We start from the raw sequence: 22,841 nt of genomic DNA on the forward strand, positions 1-22,841 counted from the left end.
AGGGGCACCCGCGGGCGGCGGCGGCCCATACTGCTGGGGTGACCACCGCATTCGACGCCGTCGTGCTCGCCGGAGGCGCCGCGCGGCGCCTCGGCGGCGTGGACAAACCCGGGGTACGGGTCGGCGGCCGGGCCCTGCTCGACCGGGTGCTCGCCGCCTGCGCCGGAGCTCGGGCGACCGTCGTCGTCGGCGACCCGCGCCCGACCGTCCGGCCCGTCCGCTGGACCCGCGAGGAGCGGATCGGCTCGGGCCCCGTGGCCGCGCTGGACGCCGGGGCCACGGCCCTCCGGGGCCCCGGAGACGGCCCCGCCGGTCTCCCGGCCTCGCGCAGTGGCTCCGGCGACGTCCCGGCCTCGGGCAGCGAGCCCGCCGACGCCCCGGCCTCGGACGGTGGGTCCACCGGGCTCCGGCACTCCGCCGGTCCCCCCGGCCCCGGGGTCCTGCTCGTCCTCTCCGCCGATCTGCCGTTCCTCGGGGAGGCGACCGTCCGCCGGCTGCTCGCCGCGCTGGAGGCGGGGGCGGAAGCCGAGGCCGCCCTGCTCACCGACGCCGAGGGGCGGGACCAGCCGCTCGTCGCCGTCTACCGCGCCGGTCCGCTCCGCCGCGAGCTCGAAGCGCTGCGGCACGCCCACCGCGGCCTCGACCACCTCCCCCTGCGGTTCCTCACCGGCGGGCTCCGGACCGTCCGCGTCCCGGCCGGGCCGGACGAACCCTCGGCATCCTTCGACTGCGACACCTGGGAGGACATCGCCACGGCCCGGGCCCGCATCAGGGACCATGGAGCCGTGCTGGACGAATGGATCACCGCAGTCAAGACCGAACTGGGCCTCGACCTGGACGTCGACACCGGCGCCCTGCTCGACCTGGCCCGCGACGCCGCCCACGGCGTCGCCCGCCCCGCCGCGCCCCTGACGACCTTCCTCGTCGGCTACGCCGCGGCCAGGGCCGCCGAGGACGGCACGGACCCGGCCGCGGCCGTCGCCGAGGCCTCCCGCAAGGCCGCCGCCCTCGCCCAGCGGTGGGCGGCCGAACAGGACGAGGCCGGATGACCCCCGGACAACCCGCGCCCGCCCCCGCACCCGCGCCCGAGCGGGGGCACGGGCACCACCGCGCCACCCCGTGGCCCGAGGCGCGAGCCCGCGCCGCGCGCGCCGGAGCGGAGGCCCGCGCGGCCGCGGACCGCGCGCCCGTCCGCGTACCCCTCGGGCAGGCTCTCGGCCGCACCCTCGCCGAACCGCTGCGGGCCCTCACGGCCCTGCCGTCCTTCGACGGCTCCGCCATGGACGGCTGGGCGGTCGCGGGCCCGGGCCCCGGCCCCTGGACCGTCCGCGAGGAGTCCGTCCTCGCCGGGCACGCCGGAGCCGTGGCCCTCGCCCCCGGGGAGGCGGTACGGATCGCCACCGGGGCCCGCGTCCCCGCCGGCGCCACCGCGGTCATCCGCACCGAACACGCGCGTACCGACGCCGTGCCCGCCCCTGACACCGCCACCGACGCCGACGCCGTGGAAACCGCCACCGGAGCGGCCCCGGCTTCCGCCCCGGCCCCGGCCGGAACGGTTCTTCTGCACCCCCTCCGCGAGGTCGTCACCGGGCAGGACATCCGGCCGCGCGGCCAGGAGTGCCGGGCCGGGGACGAGCTGTTGCCGGCCGGGTCCGGTGTCGGTCCGGCCGTCCTCGGGCTCGCCGCCGCCGCCGGTTACGACGAGCTCGCCGTGGCGCCCCGCCCCCGTGTGGAGGTCCTCGTCCTCGGGGACGAGCTGCTGACGGCCGGGCTCCCCCACGAGGGACTGATCCGGGACGCGCTCGGTCCGATGCTCGGGCCCTGGCTGACGGCGCTCGGCGCCGAGGTCGTGGCGACCCGGCGGATCGGCGACGACGCCGAGGCCCTGTACGAGGCCGTCACGGGCTCCGCCGCCGAACTCGTCGTCACCACCGGCGGCACCGCCGCCGGACCCGTGGACCACGTCCACGGGATCCTCGACAAGGCCGGCGCCACCCTCCTGGTCGACGGGGTCAAGGTCCGCCCCGGCCACCCGATGCTGCTGGCCCGGCTGGACGCCGGACGCCACCTGGTCGGCCTCCCGGGCAACCCCCTCGCCGCCGTCTCCGGGCTCCTCACGCTCGCCGCGCCCCTGCTGGCGGCCCTCGGCGCCGCCGCCGAGCCCCCCGCGGCGGCCCTCGGCGCCCCCCTCCGCGACCCCGTGCAGGGCCATCCGCACGACACCCGGCTCGTCCCCGTCGTCCACCGGGACGGACTCCTGGTGCCCCTGCGCTTCAACGGGCCTGCCATGCTGCGAGGCGTCGCCGCGGCCGACGGCATGGCCGTCGTCCCGCCGGGAGGAGCGGAGCCCGGCCGACGGCTGGAGCTGCTCACCCTGCCCTGGCCGACCGAGACGCCGTTCGCCCAAGGAGCATGTTTCACGTGAAACTTCCCAGTCGTGACGTCATGGCCCGCCATGCCGACGAAAAGGTCACCGGCTCGCGGGTCCATCTGCCACGCAGGAACGTGGACCCGCTCCGCCAGGTGGGCCGCCGCATCCTGATGGCCCTCGGGGTCCTCTTCCTGACGGTCCTCATCGTCTACGCCGACCGCGACGGCTACCACGACAACGCCAACGGCACCGTCGACTTCCTCGACTGCGCCTACTACGCGACCGTCACCCTCTCCACCACCGGATACGGCGACATCGTCCCGTACAGCGACTCCGCGCGGCTCGTCAACATCCTGGTGATCACGCCGCTGCGCGTGCTCTTCCTGATCATCCTGGTCGGCACCACCCTCGAGGTCCTCACGGAACGGACCCGGGAGGAGTTCCGCCTCAAGAAGTGGAGGTCCCACTTGCGCGACCACACCGTGATCGTCGGCTTCGGCACCAAGGGCCGGTCCGCGATCCAGACCCTCTGCGCCACCGGCCTCCGCAAGGACCAGATCGTCATCGTGGACCCCTCCGGGAAGGTCATCGAGGCGGCCAACCGCGACGGCTTCGTCGGAGTCGTCGGCGACGGCACCCGCAGCGACGTCCTGCTCCGGGCCGAGGTGCAGCGGGCCCGCCAGATCGTCATCGCCACCCAGCGCGACGACACCGCCGTCCTGGTCACCCTGACGGCGCGCCAGCTCAACCGGGGCGCGAAGATCGTCGCCGCCGTCCGCGAGGAGGAGAACGCGCCCCTGCTCCGCCAGTCCGGCGCCGACGCGGTCATCACCAGCGCCTCCGCCGCCGGCCGTCTGCTCGGCCTCTCCGTGCTCAGCCCCAGCGCGGGCACGGTCATGGAGGACCTCATCCAGCAGGGCTCCGGCCTCGACCTGGTCGAGCGCCCGGTGACCAAGGCGGAGGCGGGCCGGAGCGTCCGCGAGACCGACGACCTGGTGGTCAGCGTGCTCCGCGGCCACCGGCTGCTCAGCTACGACGACCCGTCGGCCAGCCCCCTCCAGCTCACGGACCGGGTCATCACCATCGTGCGAGCCGCCCCCGTCACCCCGCTCAGCACGCCCCCGGAGGACTGACCGCGGGCCCGTCACCGGAGGACCGGCCCGGCCGGGTGGGGGCGCGGGAGTAGCCTCGCCGCCATGCATGCGATCACGATTCCGGAACCCGGTGGTCCCGAGGCCCTCGTCTGGGCCGAGGTGCCCGATCCCGTGCCCGGCGAGGGCGAGGTCCTCGTCGAGGTGGCGGCCGGCGCCGTCAACCGGGCCGACGTCCTCCAGCGGCAGGGCTTCTACGACCCGCCGCCCGGCACCTCGCCCTACCCCGGCCTGGAGTGCGCCGGGCGGATCACCGCCCTCGGCCCCGGAGTGGCCGGCTGGTCGGTCGGCGACGAGGTCTGCGCCCTCCTGGTCGGCGGGGGCTACGCCCAGCGGGTCGCCGTCCCCGCCGCCCAGCTGCTGCCGGTCCCGAAGGGCGTCGACCTGGCCACGGCCGCCGCGCTCCCCGAGGTGGCCTGCACGGTCTGGTCCAACATCTTCATGATCGCCCACCTGCGGCCCGGCGAGACGCTGCTCGTGCACGGCGGGGCCAGCGGCATCGGCACGATGGCGATCCAGCTGGCGAAGGCGGTCGGCGCGAAGGTCGCGGTCACCGCCGGCAGCCCCGAGAAGCTGGCCCGCTGCGCCGAACTCGGCGCGGACGTGCTGATCGACTACCGCACCCAGGACTTCGTCGAGGAGCTCCGCGCGGCCACCGACGGGGCCGGCGCGGACGTGATCCTCGACATCATGGGGGCCAAGTACCTGGACCGGAACATCCGCGCCCTCGCCGTCAACGGGCGCCTCGTCGTCATCGGCCTCCAGGGCGGCGTCAAGGGCGAGCTGAACCTCGGGGCGCTGCTCGCCAAGCGGGCCGCCGTGATGGCGACGACCCTGCGGGCCCGGCCGCTCCAGGAGAAGGCGGCCATCGTCGCAGCCGTCCGCGAGCACGTGTGGCCGCTGGTCGAGGGCGGCACGGTCCGCCCGGTCGTCGACCGGACGCTCCTGATGCAGGAGGCCGCCGAGGCCCACCGCGTCCTGGAATCCGGCGCCCACGTCGGCAAGATCCTGCTGCTGGCCCCCTGAGCGGTACCCGCCCCCGGGGGTGGACATGGGACGGGCCCGGCGCGCTCGCGGCGCGCCGGGCCCGTCACGTGCGGGAAGCGGTCTCCTACAGGTACGGCCCCGAGCCGACCGCGCGGCCGGGGCCGCGACCGCCGCCCTCGTCGTCGTCATCGTGGGAAGCGCCGGGCGGGAGGGCGCGCCGCATCTGCTCCAACTGGGCGCGGGCCGCCATCTGCTGGGCGAACAGCGCCGTCTGGATGCCGTGGAAGAGGCCCTCCAGCCAGCCCACCAACTGGGCCTGGGCGATGCGCAGTTCCGCCTCCGAGGGGATGGCCTCGTCGGTGAACGGGAGCGAGAGGCGCTCCAGTTCCTCCACCAGCTCCGGCGCGAGGCCGTCCTCCAGCTCCTTCACCGAGCTGGCGTGGATCTCCTTGAGCCGGACCCGGCTGGCCTCGTCGAGAGGTGCCGCCCGAACTTCCTCCAGAAGCTGCTTGATCATGCTGCCGATCCGCATGACCTTCGCAGGCTGCTCGACCATTTCCGTCACCGGGACCTCGCGGGGTTCGTCGTCGCCCTGGGCGCCGCCGAAAGTCATCCCGTCCTGTCCCATGATGAGGACCTGCGGGCTCTCCGGCGACCTGTCATTCCTCGGCATCTCCATGCCGCCCATTCTCTCGCACACGTGCTTCACCACCAGGTGTGCCCGGGGAGGAGGGTGATCCACCCTCCTCCCCGGGCACGGTCACGGCACGGAAAGGTGTCAGGTCGCCTCGCGGCGGGCCACGGCACCCTTCGAGCGGGTCACCAGGGCGGCGAGCAGGGCCGCGCCGAGCGGGACGGCGACGAGCAGCGCCGCCAGCGTCTCCCAGGGCACCACGATCGGCACGTACGGCGGGGTGAGGTCGCCGCCCCAGCCCTCCGCGATCGTCTGCTCGTGGTACCGGATCTGCTGCCGCTCCTCGGTGAGCCGCAGGCCCACCGCCGGGAGGAGGCCGGAGACCGAGCCGAGGACGACACCCATCGCGGCGACCACCCCGCACTGGAAGCCGCTCAGCGTGCGGCGGACGCGCGGCGGGGCGCCGACGGCGGCGAGCGTCTTCAGATCGGCCTCGGCGTCGGCCTGCGCGAGGCCGGTGGCGATCCCGGCGGCGCCGATGGTGACCAGACCGGCGAAGACGGTCAGGGCGAGCAGGAAGATGCTGTCGTCGGAGACGTACCCCTCCTCGACGGTGAGGTCGATGCCGGCGCCGAGGGTGGCCAGCTCGGCGTCGAGCTTCTGGCGCTGCTCGCTGCCGGGCAGGGCGTCGGTGCTGAAGTAGGCACCGACGGGGACCGTGCGCAGACCGGCGGCCCGGGCGGTCTCGGGGCTCATCAGCACCTGGAGGCCGTACGTCTTCGGGTCGCCGGTCACCAGGTGGGCGGGGACCCGGGAGATCCTGCCCGGGGAGGGCTTGTTCTCCGCGGACGCCTTCTCGGCGGCCTTCATGTCGGTGACCTGCTTGATCCCGATCGAGCCGTCCGCGGCGACCAGCGGCTTGGAGAAAACGACCGCCTTGCCGTCCGCGAGCGCCCGGGACGCGGCCGCGTCCTCGATGCCGAGGACCTTCAGGAGCCGGGCGTCGCCGACGAGGAGACCGCCGTCGACGTAGAGGCCGCCGCCCCCCGAGGTCTGCGCGCAGCGCCAGTCCTCGCGGATCATCGTGCGCCGCTGCTCGGGGGTGAACTTCTCGGAGGGGTCGCTGCCGTCCGTGGTCGGCACCCACATCGGGCAGAGGTTGGCGGGCGGCGTCATCACCTCGTACTGGCCGCACCCGTCACCGCCGCCCCACGGGGGGCAGCCGGGCTTGCCGACGGAGACGCGGGAGACGTCGGCGCGGGTCTCGACCGAGAAATAGCGCTGGACGGCGTCGGCGACGGCGGGGACGTCCCGGCCGCCCTCCTCCATCTGGAAGAAGGAGACGGCGCCGTGCGGCAGGCTGGCGGTGTACTCGGCGCGGTACTGGGCGTCGGTGCTCGCCGTGTGGGTGGCGACGGCGACCGTGCCGGCGACCGCGGCGAGGACGGCGGCGACCGCGGGAGCCGTACGGCCCCGGTTGCGGACGGCGTCGCGCAGCGCGAGCCGCGGCGACAGCGGAAGCCAGCGGCCGACCCGTCCGAAGAGGCCGACGAGGGCGGGGGTCATGGCGACCACGCCCAGCTCGGCGAGGGCGGAGCCGCCGGCGACGATGGCGAACTGGTCGGTGACCACCGAGCCGTAGAGCGCGATCGCCGCGCCGATGAGGAGCGCGACCAGGCCGAGGACGGGCAGCACCTTGCTGGTGGAGCGGACGCCGCGGCGGCCGGTGAGCGAGGCGAGCACGGTCTGCCGGGAGGCGGTGACGGCCGGGACGATCGCGGCGAGCAGACCGGTGAGGACGGCGAGCAGCGCGATGCCGAGGAGTTCCAGCGGCCGGATGTCGAAGGCGCCGAACCGCTGGCCGATGAAGTCCTCCAGGAACGGACGGAGGGCCAGGGTGAGGGCGAGGGCGAGGACCGTGCCGACGACGGCGGCGGCGACGCCGATCACCAGGCCGCCGCTCAGCACGATGGCACGGATGTGGCTGCGGGAGCCGCCGTTGGCGCCGACCAGGCCGAGCTGGCGGCGGGAGCGGCGGGCGCCGACCGCGAAGGCCGGTCCGGCGAGCAGGCAGATCTCCAGCATCGCCAGGCCGACGACGGTGGCGAGGGAGGCGAGGACCATGGCGTCGGCGCCGGAGCTCGACTCGAAGCTGCGCCAGTCGGGACGCTGGTAGAGCGGGACCTCGGAGTCGGCGGGCGGGTTCAGCTGGACGGCCCGGGAGACGACGCTGATGCCCTTGGTGTTGATCTCCTTCACGTCGTTCCACGTGAAACCACCGGCGTGCTGCACCAGGTACGAGGTGGAGGAGCCGGGAGCGAGCGCGCCGGCCTTCTCCGCGGCCTTGCCGTAGGGGGCGAGGAAGGCCCCGGGCAGCGCGGTGATCTGGGCGGCGTCGAGGCTGTCGGGCAGCTCGTAGGAGCCCACGATCCGGTACGGCCGGTCGAAATTGCGAGCGGAAACGGTCGAGCCGAGGGAGAGGCCGCTCTGCTCCAGGAAGGCGGAGGTGGCGATCACCTCGTCGGCCTTCCGCGGGTAGTGGCCGTCGAGGAGCGTGGTGATGCCCCGGGCGATCGGATCGTCGGCCTTGAGCTCCCGCACGTCGGTCTGGAGCAGGCCGTGCACCGTGGTCAGCTTGGCCGCGCCCTGGGTGTCGCTGATCCAGCGGGAACCGGCGGGTATGACCTTGGTGGGGTCGCCGGGACCGCTGGGCCAGGGGGCGTTCTCCTCGTCCTTCGCCGGGTAGACGTTGTCGCCCGCGGGGGTCTGGAAGACCGGGACGCCGCCGAGGCCGGGGTCGTGGAAGGAGGCGTCGGCGGCGCCGATGCCGCGCTCCATCCGCTCGGAGACGGAGAGTTCGGAGCTGCGGATGGTGAGGTCGGCGGCGCTGACACCGAGGATGGGCAGGGCGATCATCGCGAGGACGAGCGAGCTGCGGCCCTTGGCGCGCCAGGCGTCGCGGCGGGCGATGCGGACGGCGGCCCGCCAGGAGTGGAACCAGGTCTTCACGCCTCGGCCACCCGGCCCGTGAGGAGGGAGTCCGCCTCGCTGCGCACGGTCTGGTCGACGATGGCGCCGTCGCGCAGGAAGACGACCCGGTCGGCCCAGGCGGCGAAGCGCGGCTCGTGGGTGACGAGGACGCCGGCGGCACCGGCGTCGCAGCGGGCGCGGAGCAGCGCGAGGACGGACTCGCCGGTCTCGGAGTCGAGGGCACCGGTGGGCTCGTCGGCGAGGACGAGGCGGCGGTCGCCGACGAGGGCGCGGGCGATGGCCACGCGCTGCTGCTGGCCGCCGGACATCTCGTCGGGGAAGCGGTCGGCGAGGTGGCCGAGCCCCATCTCCTCCAGGGCGGCGACGGCTTCGACGCGCGCCTTGCGGGCGGAGGTGCCGTCGAGCTCCCGCGGCAGGGAGACGTTCTCGGCGGCGGTCAGCGCGGGGATGAGGTTGTAGTCCTGGAAGACGTAGCCGATGCTGCGGCGGCGCAGGGCGGCGAGCTCCTTCACCCCGGCGCCGGTGATGTCGGTGCCCTCGACGATCACCTGGCCGGAGCTGGGGGCGTCGAGGCCGCCGGCGATGGTGAGCAGCGTGGACTTGCCGGAGCCGGAGGGGCCCATGACGGCGACGAGTTCGCCGGGGTGGACGTCGAGGTCGATGCCGCGCAGGGCGTGCACCTCGGTGGCGCCGGATCCGTGGACCCGGGTCAGGTTCTGCAGGCGCAGCACGGGCTGCGCGGCGAGCGGTGTGGACATGGAGGGGTCCCCCTAGGCGTGCGCGGCGACGGCGGCGCACGGATGTGAGCGGTGCGGTGGGTGACGTGCGGTGGTACGGGGCCCGTGCGGGCCCGGAGGCGGTGGGGCCGGAGCCGGCGGCCGGAGTCGGTGGGCCCGGAGGCGGTGGGCCTTGGGCCGGCCGGTCCGGAGGCGGCGGGTCCGGGGTCGGTGGGTCCGGGGTCAGCGGATCCGGTTGTCGGCGCCGTTGCCGGTGCCCGCGCCGGCCGGGGCGGGCCCGGCTTCGGTTCCGGTCCTGGTCTCGGTTCCGGTTCCCGGCCCCGTCCCGGGGCCCGGCGCGGGGGCCGTGGCGGAGAGGCGGATCAGCCGGGACTCGCAGTGGTCGAGCCAGCGGGCCTCGGCCTCGGTCTGGAAGATCAGCTGCTCCAGGACGAGGAGCCAGGCCACGTCGTCGCGTTCGCGCGAGCCGCCGCCCTCGAGGGCGGCGAGGGCCTGGGCCTTGAGCCGGGTGTAGTCCTGCATCGCCTTCACGGTGTGGCGGCGCTGGGCCTGGATGACCTCGCGGATGTCGACCCCGGGTGCCCCGACGGCCATGGCGAGCTTGATGGCGAGCTCGTCGCGGGCGGGGCTGGTGCGGTCCACGGGCCGCTCGAACCAGGTGCGCAGTTCGGCGCGGCCGGCGTCGGTGATCGCGTAGAGCGCGTGGCCAGCGCCGTCCTCGCCGTTCTGGCCGACCAGGCCGTCCCGTTCGAGCCGGCCCAGGGTGGTGTAGACCTGGCCGACGTTGAGCGGCCAGGTGGAGCCGGTGCGGGACTCGAACTCGGTGCGCAGCTGGGAGCCGTAGCGGGGGCCGTGTTCGAGGAGGGCGAGAAGCCCGTGGCGGATCGACATACCGAGTATGTATACCGGGTATGCCGAGGGCGGCAACCCTCCGCAGAGGGACCCGGAGGGTCCGACTCAAGGGGGACCGGGCGCGGCCCGCGGGGGCCTCAGCGGCGGCGCAGACGGAGCCCGAGGAAGCCGAGGCCGAGGCCCATCAGGGTGAGCCCGATGCCGAGGGTGAGCAGCGGAACGGGCTGGTCGGAGGCGGCGCCGGGGGTCCGCACGGCGAGCTGGGGGACGGCGGCGGGGCGGGTGGCGCGGGCCGCTTCGGGGCGGGCGGAGGCATCCTCCCCGGGTACCGCGGCCTCCTCCTCCGGGAGGCCGTCCCCGACGGATTCTGTAGCGGTTCTGTCACGTCCGGGGTCGGTGTCGGCGCCGGTCCCGGTGGGGGTGGCGCCCTCGGGGCGGCCGGGCCGGGCGCGGCCCTCGCCGGCGGGCCGGCCGGCGAGGGAGGGGGAGCCGGTGGGCTCGGGGGCGTCGCTGGTGCGGGCGGCGGGCTTGCCGGGCCGGGGGGCGCCGGTCCCGGTGGGGACGGCGGTGCCCGGGGCGGGGGAGGCGGTGGCGGGGGCGGTGGTGCCCGGGGCGCCGGTGGAGGTGCCGGTGCCGGTGGGCAGGGGCGGGCGGCGCGTTCCGGTGGGGGGCCGCGGCGCCGGGGCCGTGCCCGGTCCGGTGGTGCCGACCGGCCCGGCGGTGCCGGTGGGGGCGGGGGGTCCGGTGGAGGGTCGGGCCGGGGCGGGGGCGCCGGGCGCGGTGGGGCCCGCGGTGGGGCCGTACGCGGGAGCACCGGGGTGCCGTACGGGGGTGCCGGGCGCCTGGGCGCGGGTCGTGCCGGGGGCGCCGCCGGGGGACCGCCAGGCGGGCCCGGGGGTCTGGGCGAGGGGTGTGCCGGCGGGGTGGCCGGGTGCCTGGGCGAGGGCCGCGCCGGTGATGCCGTACAGGGGGAAGGCGCAGGCCAGTGCGGGTGCGAGGAGGGCCCTGCGGAGGGCGGGGCCGGAGCGTGCGGCCCGCCCCCGGGCCCGTGTCCCGCGGGGCGTGCCGCTCCCGCCCCCGCCGTGTCCGCCGCGTGTGGGAGTCACCGGGAAACCCTCCCCTGCCGTGCCGCCGAGGTGTCCGACTCAGCGTCACATACCGGGACGCACTCGGCATCCGGGCGGCTACTTCTGGGGGTTGCCGGTGGAGATCTCCAGGGTGAACTCGGCTTCCCCGGGCTTGATGTCCGTGCCGGCCGGCGGGTACTGCTCCAGGACCGTGTCCTCGCCGTAGGTGTTCTCGTCCACCGGCATCTGCTTGGTGATCTTCCAGCCCGCGGCGTTCACGCAGTCCTTCACCGAGGTCAGGTTCTTGTAGGTGAAGTCGGGCACCTCGAACTTCTCGGGGTCGTCGCTCGACTCCCGCGCCTCGGTGCACTTCTTGGTGTCGATGGTCTTCGACAGGTCCGGGCCCTTGTGGCCGGGGCTGTCGGTCTGGGTCTGCTGGGTGCCGCCGGTCCCGGCGCCGGTGCCGCCCGCGGTGGTGCCGCCGTCGCCGTCGTCCTTCATCTTGAGGGCGACGATCACGCCGCCGACGGCGATCAGGGCGACCAGGACCGCGCCGATCAGCACCGGCATGTTCCGGCGCGGGGCGGCCGCCGGAGCGGGGGCCGGCGCGTGCGCGTAGGAGACGGGCGGCGGGGTCTGGTAGCCGGGGGCGGGCGCCGGGGCCGGCTGCGGGTAGCCGTAACCGGGACCGGGCACCGGCGCCGGGGTCGGCTGCCCGTACGGGCCGGGCTGCGGGGCCGGGGACGGGTACGGCTGCTGCGGGTGCGGGCCGGAGCCGGTGCCGTGGTGCGGCGGCGGGGTCTGGCCGACCGGCGGGAAGACGGCCGAGCCGACGCCCGAGCCGCTGTTGACCGGCCCGCCGGCCACGATCACGGGGGCCGCGGACTGCCCGGCGGAGAGCACCCGGAGGCACTCGTCGCGCATGACGGCGGCGCTCGGGAAGCGCTCGTTCGGGTTCTTCCGCAGCGCGCGGGCGACCAGCGCGTCCATCGCGGGCGTCACGGAGCGGTTGACGGAGGACGGGGCGACCGGCTCCTCCTGGACGTGCGCGTAGGCGATGGCCAGCGGGGAGTCCGCGTCGAAGGGGAGGCGGCCCGTCAGCAGCTGGAAGAGCATGATGCCGACCGAATAAAGGTCGGAGCGGGCGTCCACCGGCCGGCCCAGGGCCTGCTCGGGGGAGAGGTACTGGGGGGTGCCGACGACCATGCCGGTCTGGGTCATGGAGGTGACGCCGGACTGCATGGCGCGGGCGATGCCGAAGTCCATGACCTTCACGACGCCGCGCTTGGTCATCATCACGTTGCCGGGCTTGATGTCGCGGTGGACCAGCCCCATCTCGTGGCTGACCTCCAGGGCGGCGAGGACGTCCGCCGTCACCTTCAGCGCCTTGTCGGCGGGCATCGCCCCGTACTGGTGGACGTCGGAGGCGAGCACCGAGCCGAGCGGCTGCCCCTCCACGTACTCCATGACGATGTACGGCATGAGGCCGCCGTCGAGGGTGTCCTCGCCGGTGTCGAAGACCGAGACGATGTTGGTGTGCGAGAGCTTCGCCACGGCCTGCGCCTCGCGGCGGAACCGCTCGCGGAAGGACGCCTCGCGGCCCAGCTCGGTGTGGAGCGTCTTGATCGCGACCTGGCGGTCCAGCGCGCTGTCGTACGCGAGGTGGACCGAGGCCATGCCGCCCTCGCCGAGGAGGTCGCGCAGCTGGTAGCGGCCGTTCGCGACCGAACCGCCCGTGTAGCGGCCGCCCTGGGCGCCGTCGTGGCTCATCTGTGCTGTCCCCCTGCGCCCCGCGGCGTCCGTCGGATCGTCTCCGGCCGGACCCCGATATCCCGCCGATTCTGCGCCAAGTCTGCCCGAGGCCCCTGACACGTCAAGCCGGGTGCCCGTTCCGTGACCCTCCGTACGGCCGCGCGTGCGCGGCGGCCGGGCGAAACCCGCGGAATTTGCACAGGCGTACACGAGAAGGGTTGGATGGCCGGTCATCGCGGACCGTGATGTCGTACGGAGCCTGTAGCGTGACGACTGGACACGGCAAGGACAGACGACGGCGAGGACTCATGGAACCCGGATCCGACGCAGGTGGCGGTATGCCGGGCGCTGGCGCCGAGTCATGGGGAGTCGGCCGCGTCGTCGGCGACGGCCGCTACCGCCTGACGCACCGTCTGGGACGCGGCGGCATGGCCGAGGTCTTCGCCGCCGAGGACGTGCGGCTCGGCCGGACGGTCGCGGTGAAGCTGCTGCGCTCCGATCTCGCCGAGGACCCGGTCTCCAAGGCCCGTTTCACGCGCGAGGCGCAGTCGGTCGCCGGCCTCAACCACCACGCGATCGTGGCGGTGTACGACTCCGGCGAGGACGTCGTCGACGGGCGCCCGGTGCCGTACATCGTGATGGAGATCGTCGAGGGACGCACCATCCGTGACCTGCTGGTCAGCGCGGAGGCGCCCGGGCCCGAGCAGGCGCTGGTGATCGTCTCCGGCGTCCTGGAGGCGCTGGCCTACTCGCACCAGCACGGCATCGTGCACCGCGACATCAAGCCGGCCAACGTGATCATCACGCACGCCGGCGCGGTGAAGGTCATGGACTTCGGCATCGCCCGCGCGCTGCACGGCGCGCAGGCGACGATGACCCAGACCGGCATGGTCATGGGCACGCCCCAGTACCTCTCCCCCGAGCAGGCGCTCGGCAAGGCCGTCGACCACCGCTCCGACCTGTACGCGACGGGCTGCCTGCTCTACGAACTGCTCGCGCTGCGTCCCCCCTTCACCGGCGAGACGCCGCTGTCGGTGGTCTACCAGCACGTGCAGGACACCCCGGTCCCGCCGTCCGAGGTCCGCGGCTCGACCCCGCCGGAGCTGGACGGCCTGGTGATGCGCTCGCTCGCGAAGGAGCCGGACGACCGGTTCCAGAGCGCCGAGGAGATGCGCGGGCTGATCCAGTACAGCCTGGAGATGCTCCAGCAGCAGGGCGGCCACACCGGCACCTGGGGCACCGGCCCGGTCTCGGTCTACGAGGGCGGGCACACGCCCCTGCACGGCATGACCGCGACGACGGCCATGGGCCACCCGCCGCTCGGCGAGACCGCGCAGGGCCGGATCGTCCCGCTGCCCAACCCCGACGACGGCGGCTACGCCGGGTACGGCGGTTACGACGACGGCACGGGCGGCACCGGCGGCTACGGCCAGGACGGCGGCTACGGCGGCCAGGACGGCGGCCGGGGCAACCGCGGCAGGATGGTGCTGTTCGCGGCGCTCGCGCTGGTCGCGATCGTCGCCGGCGTCGTCTTCGCGGTGCAGATGGCGGGCGGCGGCGAGAAGAAGAAGGGCCCGATCACGACGCCCACGACGGTGTCGGACTCGCCCTCCACGGCCTCGGAGGAGCCCGCGCCGTCCGAGGAGCCGTCCGAGGAGACGTACACCGAGCCGCCGGCGACCGGCGGCGAGAGCACGTACGAGCCGACGACGCAGCCCCCGACGACGCAGCCTCCGACGACCACGCCCCCGCCGACCACCGAGCCGCCGGTGACCCAGGAGCCCACCACGGGCCCGACGTCGACCGGGAGGCCGAGCACGCAGCCGACGGACACCGGGGAGCCCACGGGCGAGCCGACCGGCGGCGACAACGGCGGCCAGACCGAGCCCACCGGCGGCGGCAACGGCGAGCCGGGCACGGATCCGACCGACGCCGCCGGGGACACCGGAGCCACCGCTCCGTAGGGCCGCCTGCGAGGCCTCGGGAGACCGGGGCCCCGGAGCCTCACGTGGAGAAGGCGTCGCGCACGGCGTCGTACTCCCGGGTCCACCACACGGCCAGGGCCGACACCGCGGGGAACTGCGGGTCGGCCCTGCGGTCGTTCAGCTGGTAGCGCCAGCGCAGCGTCCAGAAGTCGTTCAGCCGCTCCCACCACACCCGGTGCACCGCCGCGGCCAGCTCGGCGCCGTCCGCGCCGGTGGCCCGCCGGTACGCGCGCGCGTAGGCCCGCACCTTCTCCAGGTCCAGCTCGCCCCCCGGCCGTACGAAGAAGATCGCGGCGGCCCGGACGGCCTCCTCGGCGCGGGGGCGGACGCCGAGCCGGTCCCAGTCGACGATCGCGGCCGGTTCGGCGCCCCGGTAGAGCAGGTTCAGCGGGTGGAAGTCCCCGTGGACCCAGCCGGCCGTGGCGGGCGCCGGGGGGCGGCGGTGGGCGTGCTGGGCGATCAGCCGGCGGCGCTCCCGCAGCCGGTGCTCGGCGAGCGCGTCGAAGCTGCCGTGCGGGCGGTGGGAGCGGGCCAGGCGGATCAGCTCGGCGATGGCGGCGAAGGTCTCCTCCAGGCGGGCGCTGTCGTGCCGGTCCTCCGCCGGCGGGGGCTCCATGACCCGGTCCAGGGTGGTGTGGACGCGGCCCAGGAGGGCCCCGAGGCGGCGCGAGCCCCCGGTGGTGAGCTGGGTGCCGTCGCGGTGCCGTCCCTCGACCCAGGGGTGCAGGGCGTAGCAGCGGCCGCCGATGACGGCGACCGTGCGGCCGCGGCTGTCGGGCAGCGGAGGGGCCACCGGCAGCCCCAGGGCGTGCAGCCGCTGGGTGGCCCGGTGCTGGCGGGTGATGGTGGCCCGGTCGGCGGTGGGGGCGTCGAGGTGCTGTTTGAGGAAGTAGCGCCCGCGGGTGGTGGAGAGGCGGTAGCCGCGGTTGAGCAGGCCCTCGGTCACGGGGACGCAGGACAGGGGCTCACCGGCGTGCGGGTGGCGGCGGAGGAGGGCGCCGACCGGAGGAGCGGGGTGTTCAGATGAGCGCGGCACTCCGCAGATGTTAGATCACGCCGCGTGGTGGAGGTGTCGCGGTGCGGAAGAGGCGCCGGAACCGTAGTCGATGCTGTGCACGGTGGCGAACTGGGGTTCGATCCGCATGTAGACGGGGACGAACGGCTCGCCGTCCACGCTCAGCGGCTCGGGGCCGAAGGCGGCGACCTCCGCCGGCGTCGGCTCGATGATCTCGGCGGTACCGGTGAACTGCACCGACCACAGGACGCCGGAGGCGGGATCGAGGTCGTCCGCCCCGTAGGCGACGACGCTGCCGCTGCACGCCTGGTGGTAGCCGAGCCCCTCGTGCATGCGGACCAGGACGCTGCCGTCGGAGACGATGTGCCGGGCGGGGGCGACGAAGGGCATCGCCCGCATGCTCGTGGCGATCCGGCCGTACGACGCACGGCCGAGCAGTTCGATGGCGCGGATCTCCTCGGTGGACATGCCTCCACTCTCCGCCACCGGCACCCCGTCGGGAAAGGGGCCCCGGCCCCGGTTCCACGGGGACGTAGGTCCCGAATGCCGCCGGCCGGCCCGGGCTGCTCCCTTCGGGCGATGCCGTCGGGGAGGGCGCCGGGTCCGGTGGGCGTCGGGTGGCTCAGTGCCGCTCGGCCTGCATCCGCGCGACGTACGCGGCGGCCTGCGAGCGGCGCTCCATGCCCAGCTTCGACAGCAGGCTGGAGACGTAGTTCTTGATGGTCTTCTCCGCGAGGTGGAGGCGCTCGCCGATCGCCCGGTTGGTCAGGCCCTCGCCGATCAGATCGAGGATCTTGCGCTCCTGGTCGGTGAGGTTCGCGAGCCGGTCGTCACCCTTCGGGTTGTTGCCGTCGCGCAGCCGCTCCAGGACCCGCGCCGTGGCCACCGGGTCGAGCAGCGACTTGCCGGCCGCCACGTCCCGGACCGCGTTCAGCAGTTCGTTGCCCCGGATGGCCTTGAGGACGTATCCCGAGGCCCCGGCCATGATCGCGTCGAAAAGCGCTTCGTCGTCCGCGTACGAGGTCAGCATCAGACATTTGATCGACTCGTCCTGGGAGCGGACCTCGCGACAGACCTCGACCCCGCTGCCGTCGGGCAGCCGCACGTCGAGCACCGCCACGTCGGGGCGGGTCGCGGGGATCCTGACCAGGGCGTCCGCCGCGGTTCCGGCCTCGCCGACCACCTCGATGTCGTCCTCCACGGAAAGCAGCTCGTGGACGCCGCGCCGGACGACTTCATGGTCATCCAGCAGAAATACCCGGATTTTTCCTTCTTCGCGCACGAAGCCAGTCTCACATATTGGCTCTTCCGGTGCCCGGGGTGTGCGGGTTACGGTGCCGGATGTTCCGACGACGGTGTCGGGCCGTTGCCCAACGCGCTGACCAGGGCGAGCTTCCGCTTTTCTCGATTTACTTGGAAATCCAAGCAAAATTGCAGGTCAAGTGGGGTTTCGCAGGAATGCCGCGGTGTGGGTAACGTGCCTATGACGGCGCTCGCCGGGACACCTGTCACGCCCGACCCCGGCCGCGTCGCACCCACCCCGTGCGCAGGGTACGGATAAGGCGGAGAGCCGCACTGGCCTTGCCGGCGAACCCGGGGGCCGGACCGACGGAGGAGCACGCACGTGACCGTGGAGAGCACTGCCGCGCGCAAGACGACGCGACGCAGCAGCGGCGCCAAGCGCACCACCGGCGCCAGCGCCGGCGCCAAGAAGGCCGACCAGGCCCCGGCCGGGGAGCCCGAGCTCGTTCAGCTGCTGACGCCCGAGGGCGAGCGCGTCCAGCACCCCGACTACGACATCGACCTGAGCGCCGAGGAGCTGCGCGGCCTCTACCGCGACATGGTCCTCACCCGCCGCTTCGACGCCGAGGCGACCGCCCTCCAGCGCCAGGGCGAGCTGGGCCTGTGGGCCTCGCTGCTCGGCCAGGAGGCCGCGCAGATCGGCTCGGGCCGGGCCCTGCGGGACGACGACTACGTCTTCCCGACCTACCGTGAGCACGGCGTGGCCTGGTGCCGCGGCGTCGACCCCACCAACCTGCTGGGCATGTTCCGCGGGGTCAACAACGGCGGCTGGGACCCCAGCAGCAACAACTTCCACCTGTACACGATCGTCCTCGGCTCGCAGACCCTGCACGCCACCGGCTACGCCATGGGCATCGCCAAGGACGGCGCGGACTCCGCCGTACTCGCCTACTTCGGCGACGGAGCCTCCAGCCAGGGCGACGTCAACGAGTCCTTCGTCTTCTCCGCGGTCTACAACGCCCCGGTCGTCTTCTTCTGCCAGAACAACCAGTGGGCGATCTCCGAGCCCATCGAGAAGCAGACCCGCGTCCCGCTCTACCAGCGCGCCCGCGGCTTCGGCTTCCCCGGCGTCCGCGTCGACGGCAACGACGTCCTCGCGTGCCTGGCCGTCACCCGGTCGGCCCTGGAGCGCGCCCGCCGCGGCGAGGGCCCCACGCTGATCGAGGCCTTCACCTACCGGATGGCCGCCCACACCACCTCCGACGACCCGACCCGCTACCGCCGCGACACCGAGCGCGAGGCGTGGGAGGCCAAGGACCCGATCCTGCGCCTGCGGGCCTACTTGGAGAACGAGGGCCACGCCGACGCGGCCTTCTTCGAGGAGCTGGAGACCGAGAGCGAGAGCCTCGGCAAGCACGTCCGTGAGGTCGTCCGCGCCATGCCGGTCCCGGACCACATGGCGATGTTCGACCACACGTACGCGGACGGGCACGCGCTCGTCGACGAGGAGCGCGCGGAGTTCGCCGCCTACCAGGCGTCCTTCGCGGACGGAGAGGCCGAGTAATCATGGCTGTGCAGAAGCTTCCCCTCGCGAAGGCGCTCAACGAGTCGCTGCGCAAGGCCCTGGAGACCGACCCCAAGGTCGTCGTCATGGGCCTGGACGTCGGCAAGCTCGGCGGTGTCTTCCGCATCACCGACGGCCTCCAGAAGGACTTCGGCGAGGACCGGGTGGTCGACACCCCGCTCGCCGAGTCCGGCATCGTCGGCACCGCGATCGGCCTCGCGCTGCGCGGCTACCGCCCCGTCGTGGAGATCCAGTTCGACGGCTTCGTCTTCCCGGCGTACGACCAGATCGTCACCCAGCTGGCGAAGATGCGGGCCCGCTCGCTCGGCACCGTGAAGATGCCGGTCGTCATCCGCATCCCGTACGGCGGCGGCATCGGCGCGGTCGAGCACCACTCCGAGTCCCCCGAGTCGCTCTTCGCGCACGTCGCGGGCCTCAAGGTCGTCACCCCGGCGAACTCCTCCGACGCCTACTGGATGCTCCAGCAGGCGATCCAGAGCGACGACCCGGTCATCTTCTTCGAGCCCAAGCGCCGCTACTGGGACAAGGGCGAGCTCGACACCGAGGCGATCCCCGGCGAGCTCCACAAGGCCCGCGTGGCCCGCGAGGGCACCGACCTCACCCTGGTGGCGTACGGCCCGATGGTGAAGACGTGCCTGGAGGCGGCCGCGGCCGCCGCCGAGGAGGGCAAGTCGGTCGAGGTCGTGGACCTGCGCTCGATCTCCCCCCTCGACTTCGACACCATCCAGACCTCGGTCGAGAAGACCGGCCGTCTGGTCGTCGTCCACGAGGCCCCGGTGTTCTTCGGCTCCGGCGCGGAGATCGCCGCCCGGATCACCGAGCGCTGCTTCTACCACCTGGAGGCCCCCGTCCTGCGGGTCGGCGGCTACCACGCGCCGTACCCGCCGGCGCGCCTGGAGGAGGAGTACCTGCCGGGCCTGGACCGCGTGCTCGACGCCGTCGACCGCTCGCTGGCGTACTGAGGAGAGCACGATGACGATCCGCGAATTCAAGATGCCCGACGTGGGCGAGGGCCTGACCGAGGCCGAGATCCTCAAGTGGTACGTCCAGCCCGGTGACACCGTCACCGACGGGCAGGTCGTCTGCGAGGTGGAGACGGCCAAGGCCGCCGTGGAGCTGCCGATCCCCTTCGACGGCACCGTCCACGAGCTGGTCTTCCCCGAGGGCACCACGGTCGACGTCGGCCAGGTCATCATCTCGGTGAACGTCGGCGGCGACGCCCCCGCCGAGACCCCGGCCCCGGCCGCCGCGGCGCCCGCCGCCGCGACCCCGGCTCCCGCCGCACCGGCGCCGGCGCCGGCGGAGGCCGAGGAGCAGCAGGGCCGCCAGCCGGTCCTCGTCGGCTACGGCGTGGCCGCCTCCTCCACCCGGCGCCGGGCCCGCAAGGGCGCGCCCGCCGCGGTGGTCCCCGAGCAGCTCAACGGGCACGGCACCGTGACCGCCGCGCCCAGGCCGCTGGCCAAGCCGCCGGTGCGCAAGCTCGCCAAGGACCTCGGCGTGGACCTGGCGGCGGTCCTGCCGACGGGTCCGGACGGGATCATCACCCGCGAGGACGTGCACCGCGCGGCCGCCCCGGCCGCGCCCGCCGTCCCGGCGGCCCCCGTGGCCGAGGCGGTCCCCGCCCCGGCCGCCGCCCCGGTCCCGGCGCCCTCCGCCGTCGCCGCGGGCGACGCGCGGGAGACCCGGGTCCCGATCAAGGGCGTCCGCAAGGCCACGGCGGCGGCGATGGTCGGCTCGGCCTTCACCGCCCCGCACGTCACCGAGTTCGTGACCTTCGACGTCACGCGCACGATGAAGCTGGTCGAGGAGCTCAAGTCCGACAAGGACATGGCGGGCCTGCGGGTCAACCCGCTGCTCCTCATCGCCAAGGCCGTCCTGGTCGCGGTCAAGCGCAACCCGGAGATCAACGCGGCCTGGGACGAGGCGGCGCAGGAGATCGTCCTCAAGCACTACGTGAACCTGGGCATCGCGGCGGCCACCCCGCGCGGCCTGATCGTGCCGAACATCAAGGACGCGCACGCCCAGACCCTGCCGGAGCTCTCCCGCTCGCTCAGCGAGCTGGTCTCCACCGCCCGCGAGGGCAGGACGACCCCGGCGGCGATGCAGGGCGGCACCTTCACCATCACCAACGTCGGCGTCTTCGGCGTCGACACCGGCACGCCCATCCTCAACCCGGGGGAGTCCGCGATCCTCGCGGTCGGCTCGATCAAGCTCCAGCCCTGGGTCCACAAGGGCAAGGTGAAGCCGCGTCAGGTGACGACGCTGGCGCTCTCCTTCGACCACCGCCTGGTCGACGGCGAGCTCGGCTCCAAGTTCCTGGCCGACGTGGCCGCGATCCTGGAGCAGCCGAAGAGGCTCATCACCTGGGCGTAGTGCCCGATTGACGCGTGTTTCACGTGAAACAGGCCCGTCCGCATCGCGGACGGGCCTGTTTGTTGTACCCACCTTGTATCTATGATGTGCGCATGCCATCAGCCGCACCCCCCTCCACCGGACGGCCCGCCAAGCAGCCCCCCGCCGCCGAACGCGTCTACAGCCACGTCAAGCGGGCGGTGCTCGACCGCCGTTACGAGGGCGGGACGCTCCTCACCGAGGGGGAGCTGGCCCAGGCCGTCGGGGTGTCCCGCACCCCCGTCCGCGAGGCGCTGCTCAAGCTGGAGATGGAAGGGCTGCTCAAGCTCTACCCGAAGAAGGGCGCCCTCGTCCTCGCCGTCTCCGCCCAGGAGATCGCCGACGTCGTCGAGACCCGGCTCCTCGTCGAGGAGTTCGCCGTCCGCCGCGCCGTCCCCGCGCCGCCCGCGCTCCTCGCCCGCCTCGAAGAGCTCCTGGAGGAACAGCAGCGGCAGGCCGGCGCCGGCGACCTCGCCGACGTCGCCGTCACCGACCGCTGCTTCCACGCCGAGATCGTCCGCCACGCCGGCAACCAGATCCTCGCCCGCCTCTACGACCAGCTCCGCGACCGCCAGCTCCGCATGGGCGTCGCCGTGATGCAGGCCCACCCCGACCGGATCGCCCAGAACATCGCCGAGCACGCCGAGATCCTCGACCGGCTCCGCGCCGGCGACGCGGAGGGAGCGGCCGCCGCCGTCCGCCGCCACCTCGGCCGCGTCGGCGCCCTGGTCCGGGGTGAGGGCAGGTGAGCGGCCGCAACGGCTACGGCTCCGCCGTCACCCTCCCCGGCGACCCGCCCGGCGGCCGCCGCGCCGCCCTCGTCTGGGGCGTCGGCGTCGCCGTCTACTTCGTCGCCGTCATCTTCCGGACCTCGCTCGGCGTCGCCGGACTCGACGCCGCCGACCGCTTCCACGTGGGCGCCTCCGCGCTCTCCACCTTCTCCATACTCCAGCTGCTGGTCTACGCGGGCATGCAGATACCGGTCGGCCTCATGGTCGACCGGCTCGGCACCAAGAAGGTCCTCGCCCTCGGCGTCGTCCTCTTCACCCTGGGCCAGCTGGGCTTCGCGCTCTCCCCCACGTACCCCATGGCGCTGGCCTCCCGGGCCCTCCTCGGCTGCGGCGACGCCATGACCTTCATCAGCGTCCTGAGGCTCGGCGGCCGCTGGTTCCCCGCCCGCCGCGGACCGCTCGTCGCCCAGCTCGCCGGCCTCATCGGCATGGCGGGCAACCTGGTCTCGACCGTCGTCCTCTCCCGCGCCCTGCACGGCCTCGGCTGGACCACCACCTTCGTCGGCAGCTCCCTCGCCGGCGTCCTGGTCCTGGCCCTGCTGCTGGCCTTCCTCAAGGACCACCCCGAGGGGTACGAACCCGCCCCCGTCCGCCACGCGGGCGCCGCCTACGTCCGCCGGCAGATCGCCGCGTCCTGGCGCGAACCCGGCACCCGGCTCGGCCTGTGGGTGCACTTCACCACCCAGTTCCCCGCGATGGTGTTCCTGCTGCTGTGGGGGCTGCCCTTCCTCGTCGAGGCACAGGGCCTGTCCCGGGGCACCGCGGGCGAACTGCTCACCCTGGTCGTGCTCTCCAACATGGCCGTCGGCCTCGCGTACGGGCAGATCATCGCCCGCCACGGGGGCGCCCGCGCCCCGCTGGCCCTCGGCACGGTCGCCGCCACCGCCCTGCTGTGGGCGACCACGATCGCGTACCCCGGCGACCACGCCCCGATGTGGCTGCTCGTCACGCTCTGCCTGGTCCTCGGGGCCTGCGGACCGGCGTCCATGATCGGCTTCGACTTCGCCCGCCCGGCCAACCCCCCGGAGCGCCAGGGCACCGCCTCCGGCATCGTCAACATGGGCGGCTTCGTCGCCTCGATGACGACGCTGCTCGCGATCGGCGTGCTGCTCGACGCCACCGGCGACGACTACCGGATCGCCTTCTCCTCGGTCTTCGTCCTCGAAGCCCTCGGCGTCGTCCAGATCCTCCGCCTCAAGTCCCGCACCCACCGGCGCGAACGCGAACGGCTCGTCGCCAGCCGCGTGGAGGCCGTCCACGTGCCGGTGTAGCGGGCGCCGTCCCTCCGGT

19 protein-coding genes are annotated in these 22,841 nt (G+C 74.2%); 10 read left to right on the top strand and 9 right to left on the bottom strand.

All coding sequences use genetic code 11. The features are described 5' to 3' along the window. The first annotated feature begins 38 nt into the window (after window positions 1-38). The 4 genes from IE287_RS11885 (at window position 39) to IE287_RS11900 (ending at window position 4,548) form a co-directional block, all read left to right on the top strand. Window positions 39-1,049: a DUF6457 domain-containing protein gene (locus IE287_RS11885; protein ID WP_189848950.1), complete on the top strand. Its 1,011-nt coding sequence runs from the start codon at window positions 39-41 to the stop codon at window positions 1,047-1,049. After that, on the top strand, window positions 1,046-2,425 hold the full coding sequence (locus IE287_RS11890; RefSeq protein ID WP_189848951.1) for a molybdopterin molybdotransferase MoeA: 1,380 nt from the start codon (window positions 1,046-1,048) through the stop codon (window positions 2,423-2,425). The genes IE287_RS11885 and IE287_RS11890 overlap by 4 nt, the downstream gene beginning before the upstream one ends. Beyond that, window positions 2,413-3,504, top strand: coding sequence for a potassium channel family protein (locus IE287_RS11895; RefSeq protein ID WP_189848952.1), 1,092 nt, complete (start codon window positions 2,413-2,415; stop codon window positions 3,502-3,504). Before IE287_RS11890 ends, IE287_RS11895 begins: the two co-directional genes overlap by 13 nt. A gap of 63 nt (window positions 3,505-3,567) precedes the next feature. Then, a complete protein-coding gene (locus IE287_RS11900; RefSeq protein ID WP_189848953.1) occupies window positions 3,568-4,548 on the top strand; it encodes an NAD(P)H-quinone oxidoreductase in 981 nt (326 codons plus the stop codon). A gap of 85 nt (window positions 4,549-4,633) precedes the next feature. On the opposite strand, the gene IE287_RS11905 is transcribed toward IE287_RS11900, so the two are convergent. From IE287_RS11905 to IE287_RS11930, 6 genes are all read right to left on the bottom strand, one after another. Beyond that, the gene (locus tag IE287_RS11905) at window positions 4,634-5,188 is read right to left on the bottom strand and encodes a bacterial proteasome activator family protein (protein ID WP_189848954.1); all 555 of its coding nucleotides are present in this window, start codon (window positions 5,186-5,188) and stop codon (window positions 4,634-4,636) included. 99 nt (window positions 5,189-5,287) lie between these two features. Then, the gene (locus IE287_RS11910) at window positions 5,288-8,152 is read right to left on the bottom strand and encodes an FtsX-like permease family protein (protein WP_189848955.1); all 2,865 of its coding nucleotides are present in this window, start codon (window positions 8,150-8,152) and stop codon (window positions 5,288-5,290) included. After that, window positions 8,149-8,892 carry an ABC transporter ATP-binding protein gene (locus tag IE287_RS11915; protein WP_189848956.1) on the bottom strand — a complete coding sequence of 248 codons (744 nt, stop codon included), beginning with the start codon at window positions 8,890-8,892 and terminating at the stop codon, window positions 8,149-8,151. Before IE287_RS11915 ends, IE287_RS11910 begins: the two co-directional genes overlap by 4 nt. A 201-nt stretch (window positions 8,893-9,093) precedes the next feature. After that, window positions 9,094-9,762, bottom strand: a complete 669-nt coding sequence (locus tag IE287_RS11920; protein WP_229883427.1) for a PadR family transcriptional regulator — start codon at window positions 9,760-9,762, stop codon at window positions 9,094-9,096. A gap of 98 nt (window positions 9,763-9,860) precedes the next feature. Continuing rightward, complete coding sequence (locus IE287_RS11925; protein WP_189848957.1) at window positions 9,861-10,829, bottom strand: hypothetical protein; 969 nt, start codon at window positions 10,827-10,829, stop codon at window positions 9,861-9,863. A 78-nt stretch (window positions 10,830-10,907) separates the two neighbouring features. Beyond that, the gene (locus IE287_RS11930) at window positions 10,908-12,560 is read right to left on the bottom strand and encodes a protein kinase domain-containing protein (protein WP_189848958.1); all 1,653 of its coding nucleotides are present in this window, start codon (window positions 12,558-12,560) and stop codon (window positions 10,908-10,910) included. A 290-nt stretch (window positions 12,561-12,850) separates the two neighbouring features. Here IE287_RS11930 and IE287_RS11935 point away from each other — a divergent pair, with 290 nt between their 5' ends. Further along, on the top strand, window positions 12,851-14,506 hold the full coding sequence (locus IE287_RS11935; protein WP_189848959.1) for a protein kinase domain-containing protein: 1,656 nt from the start codon (window positions 12,851-12,853) through the stop codon (window positions 14,504-14,506). Window positions 14,507-14,546: 40 nt separating this feature from the next. Here the strand turns inward: IE287_RS11935 and IE287_RS11940 are convergent, their stop codons facing one another. From IE287_RS11940 to IE287_RS11950, 3 genes are all read right to left on the bottom strand, one after another. Then, on the bottom strand, window positions 14,547-15,563 hold the full coding sequence (locus IE287_RS11940; protein ID WP_189848960.1) for a phosphotransferase: 1,017 nt from the start codon (window positions 15,561-15,563) through the stop codon (window positions 14,547-14,549). A gap of 15 nt (window positions 15,564-15,578) precedes the next feature. Next, window positions 15,579-16,010, bottom strand: a complete 432-nt coding sequence (locus IE287_RS11945) for a pyridoxamine 5'-phosphate oxidase family protein (protein ID WP_189848961.1) — start codon at window positions 16,008-16,010, stop codon at window positions 15,579-15,581. Window positions 16,011-16,164: 154 nt separating this feature from the next. Further along, window positions 16,165-16,824, bottom strand: coding sequence for a response regulator (locus IE287_RS11950; RefSeq protein WP_189848962.1), 660 nt, complete (start codon window positions 16,822-16,824; stop codon window positions 16,165-16,167). 342 nt (window positions 16,825-17,166) lie between these two features. Between IE287_RS11950 and pdhA the strand changes: the two genes are divergently transcribed. The 5 genes from pdhA (at window position 17,167) to IE287_RS11975 (ending at window position 22,822) form a co-directional block, all read left to right on the top strand. Further along, window positions 17,167-18,348 (top strand): pyruvate dehydrogenase (acetyl-transferring) E1 component subunit alpha, encoded by a 1,182-nt coding sequence (pdhA, locus tag IE287_RS11955; RefSeq protein ID WP_189848963.1) that lies wholly within the window; start codon window positions 17,167-17,169, stop codon window positions 18,346-18,348. 2 nt (window positions 18,349-18,350) lie between these two features. Further along, a complete protein-coding gene (locus IE287_RS11960; RefSeq protein ID WP_189848964.1) occupies window positions 18,351-19,331 on the top strand; it encodes an alpha-ketoacid dehydrogenase subunit beta in 981 nt (326 codons plus the stop codon). A 10-nt stretch (window positions 19,332-19,341) separates the two neighbouring features. Next, complete coding sequence (locus IE287_RS11965; protein WP_189848965.1) at window positions 19,342-20,742, top strand: dihydrolipoamide acetyltransferase family protein; 1,401 nt, start codon at window positions 19,342-19,344, stop codon at window positions 20,740-20,742. Window positions 20,743-20,834: 92 nt separating this feature from the next. Then, window positions 20,835-21,509, top strand: coding sequence for a GntR family transcriptional regulator (locus IE287_RS11970; RefSeq protein ID WP_189848966.1), 675 nt, complete (start codon window positions 20,835-20,837; stop codon window positions 21,507-21,509). Beyond that, entirely contained in the window at window positions 21,506-22,822 is a 1,317-nt protein-coding gene (locus tag IE287_RS11975; protein ID WP_189848967.1) for an MFS transporter, read from the top strand. Before IE287_RS11970 ends, IE287_RS11975 begins: the two co-directional genes overlap by 4 nt. The last annotated feature ends 19 nt before the right edge of the window (window positions 22,823-22,841 follow it).

Source organism: Streptomyces omiyaensis, from assembly GCF_014650895.1.
Taxonomy (GTDB): Bacteria; Actinomycetota; Actinomycetes; order Streptomycetales; family Streptomycetaceae; genus Streptomyces; species Streptomyces omiyaensis.